The organism is Spirillospora sp. NPDC046719 (genome assembly GCF_040645715.1).
GTDB lineage: Bacteria > Actinomycetota > Actinomycetes > Streptosporangiales > Streptosporangiaceae > Spirillospora.
Window position 1 is genome coordinate 1 of sequence record NZ_JBEYYT010000436.1, and the last position, 2,852, is coordinate 2,852.

A 2,852-nucleotide genomic window follows, 5' to 3' on the forward strand; every position below is an offset into this window, starting at 1 on the left:
GGGCCGTGTGGCGGCGGCCCGCGCCCGCCGTCCGGACGGCCGCGGCGAGCGCCCGCCGCGACCCGACCAGCACGACCAGCTTCTTCGCCCGGGTGATGCCGGTGTAGAGCAGGTTGCGGCGCAGCATCATCCACGCGCCGGTCGTCAGCGGGATCACGACCGCCGGGTACTCGCTGCCCTGCGACCGGTGGATCGTGATGGCGTAGGCGTGCGCCAGCTCGTCCAGCTCGTCGAAGCCGTAGTCGATGCTCTCGTCCTCGTCGGTGAGGACGGTCAGCGACTGCTCCTCCAGGGACACGGCGGTGACGACGCCGACCGTCCCGTTGAACACGCCCGCCTCGCCCTTGTCGTAGTTGTTGCGCAGCTGGGTGACCTTGTCGCCGACGCGGAACACGCGCCCGCCGTAGCGGCGCTCCGGACGGTCGTCCCGGTGCGGGGTGAGGGCCTCCTGGAGCTGCGCGTTCAGCGCCCCCGCACCGGCGACGCCGCGATGCATCGGGGTGAGGACCTGGACGTCGCGGCGCGGATCGAGGCCGAACCTGCGCGGGATCCGGTTGGCGACGACGTCGACGGTCAGGTCCGCCGCCTCCTCCTGCTCGTCGCAGGCGAACAGGAAGAAGTCGGGGTAGCCGCGCGTCTGCGGATGCTCGCCGGTGTTGACGCGGTGCGCGTTCACCACGATCCCGGATTGCTGCGCCTGCCGGAAGATCTTCGTCAGCCGGACGCGCGGGACCGCCTCGGCGCCGAGCAGGTCGGCCAGCACCTCGCCCGCGCCGACCGACGGGAGCTGGTCGACGTCGCCGACCAGCAGCAGGTGCGCGCCGCGCGGGACCGCCTTGACCAGCTTGTTCATCAGGATCAGGTCGACCATCGAGCTCTCGTCGACCACGACGAGGTCGGCGTCGAGCGGGCTGTCCTGGTCGTACTTGGCGTCCCCGCCGGGCTGGAGCTGCAGCAGCCGGTGCACGGTCGCGGCCTCGTGCCCGGTCAGCTCGGCGAGCCGCTTGGCGGCCCGCCCGGTCGGCGCGACCAGCACGATCTTCGCCCGCTTCGCGGCGGCCAGCTCCACGACGGACCGGACGGTGAAGCTCTTCCCGCAGCCGGGCCCGCCGGTGAGGACCGCGACCTTGGACGTCAGCGCGAGCTTGACGGCCTCCTCCTGCTCGGGCGCGAGGGCCTGCCCGGTGCGCTGCTTCAGCCACGGCAGCGCCTTGTCCCAGTCGACGTCCGCGAACGCCGCGAGCCGGTCCTCCTTCGCGTCGAGCAGCTCGCGGAGGCCGCGCGCCACCGACCGCTCCGCCCGGTGGAACGGGACGAGGTAGACGGCCGGGATCGTCGCGGCGTCCTCCCCCTCCCCCGGGATCGGCTCGCGGACGACGCCCTCGTCGCGGGCCAGCTCGTCCAGCGCCGGGACGATCAGCTCCCGCTCCACGCCGAGGATCTTCTCCGCCGCCGTGACGAGGTTCGGCTCGGGCAGGAAGCAGTGCCCGTCGTCGGCGGCCTCCGACAGCGTGTACTGGAGGCCCGCCTTGATGCGCTCCGGGCTGTCATGCGGGATCCCCACGGCCTGCGCGATCGTGTCGGCGGTCTTGAACCCGATGCCCCACACGTCCGCCGCGAGCCGGTAGGGCTCCTTCTGGACGGTCTCCACCGACCGGTCCCCGTACTGCTTGTAGATGCGGACGGCGAGCGACGTCGAGACACCGACGCCCTGGAGGAAGACCATCACCTCCTTGATGGCCTTCTGCTCCTCCCACGCGTCGGCGATCCGCTTCGTCCGCTTGGGGCCGAGCCCGGGGACCTCGACGAGCCGCTCCGGCTCCTCCTCGATGATCCGCAGGATGTCGGTGCCGAAGTGGCCGACCATCCGGTCCGCCATCACCGGCCCGATGCCCTTGATCATGCCGGAGCCCAGGTAGCGGCGGATGCCCTGCACGGTCGCCGGCAGCACCGTGGTGTAGGAGTCGACCTCGAACTGCTTGCCGTACTTCGGGTGCGACCGCCACCGCCCGGTCAGCTTCAGGCTCTCCCCCACCTGCGCGCCGAGCAGCGCGCCGACCACGGTGAGCAGGTCGCCGCCCGTCCGCTCCGTCGCGACCCGCGCGACGGTGTAGCCGGTGTCCTCGTTGGCGTAGGTGACGCGCTCCAGCACCGCCTCCAGCACGACCGGACGCGGCGGTTCGGGCTGAGCCGGGTTCGGGGGGCGCGACGTCACGAACCTCATGATGTCGGATCCGCGGCACCGCTCCGACCCGATCCTCGACGGCTCGTTCGACATCCCCGCGCGGGGACGACGCGGGCGGCCGGGCGTCGCGGGCGCTCGGGCGTCGCGGGCGGCCGGGCGTCGCGGGCGGCCGGGCGTCGCGGGATGTGTCGGCGCAAACCTCCGGATCTCGGGTCCGTGCGGCGCGGCCGGGCCGATTTTCTTGATCATCAGCGGAACATGCAGATCATCGCGGTCGGGAAGTGATCTTGTCGGCCGGGCCGTGGCCGGATCCGGCAGCGGTTCTGGATCTTCCGTTGATCGCGACGTACGTTCCGGGCGCACCCGTACCGCACGTACTGGGAGGTAACGCTGGTGTTCCGCTCCCGAACCCCGGCACTGGCGGCCCTGAGCGCCGCCGCCGTCACTCTCGCCGCAGCAACCCTCGACGCCGCCCCCGCCACCGCCCAGCCCGCTGCTGGGAACGATCCAATCGCCGGTTTCACCGCGCAGGGCTCCCGCTGGCAGCGCCAGTACGAGAAGCTCTTCAGCGCCCTTCCGTCACCGCAGGTGGCCCGCTCGCTCGACGCCCAGCTGTGAATCGAGGACGCCCACAACAACTAGAACGCCGACAGGCACCGCGAGCACC

Annotated in this window: 2 protein-coding genes; one reads left to right on the forward strand and one right to left on the reverse strand. The window is 72.1% G+C overall.

The genetic code is table 11. The features are described from left to right. Nucleotides 1-2,224 (reverse strand): SF1B family DNA helicase RecD2 (gene recD2 / locus ABZ914_RS42130; RefSeq protein ID WP_500200312.1); only part of this gene is annotated, 2,224 nt, incomplete at its 3' end. A gap of 354 nt (nt 2,225-2,578) precedes the next feature. Between recD2 and ABZ914_RS42135 the strand changes: the two genes are divergently transcribed. Continuing rightward, entirely contained in the window at nt 2,579-2,803 is a 225-nt protein-coding gene (locus ABZ914_RS42135) for a hypothetical protein (RefSeq protein WP_500200315.1), read from the forward strand. The last annotated feature ends 49 nt before the right edge of the window (nt 2,804-2,852 follow it).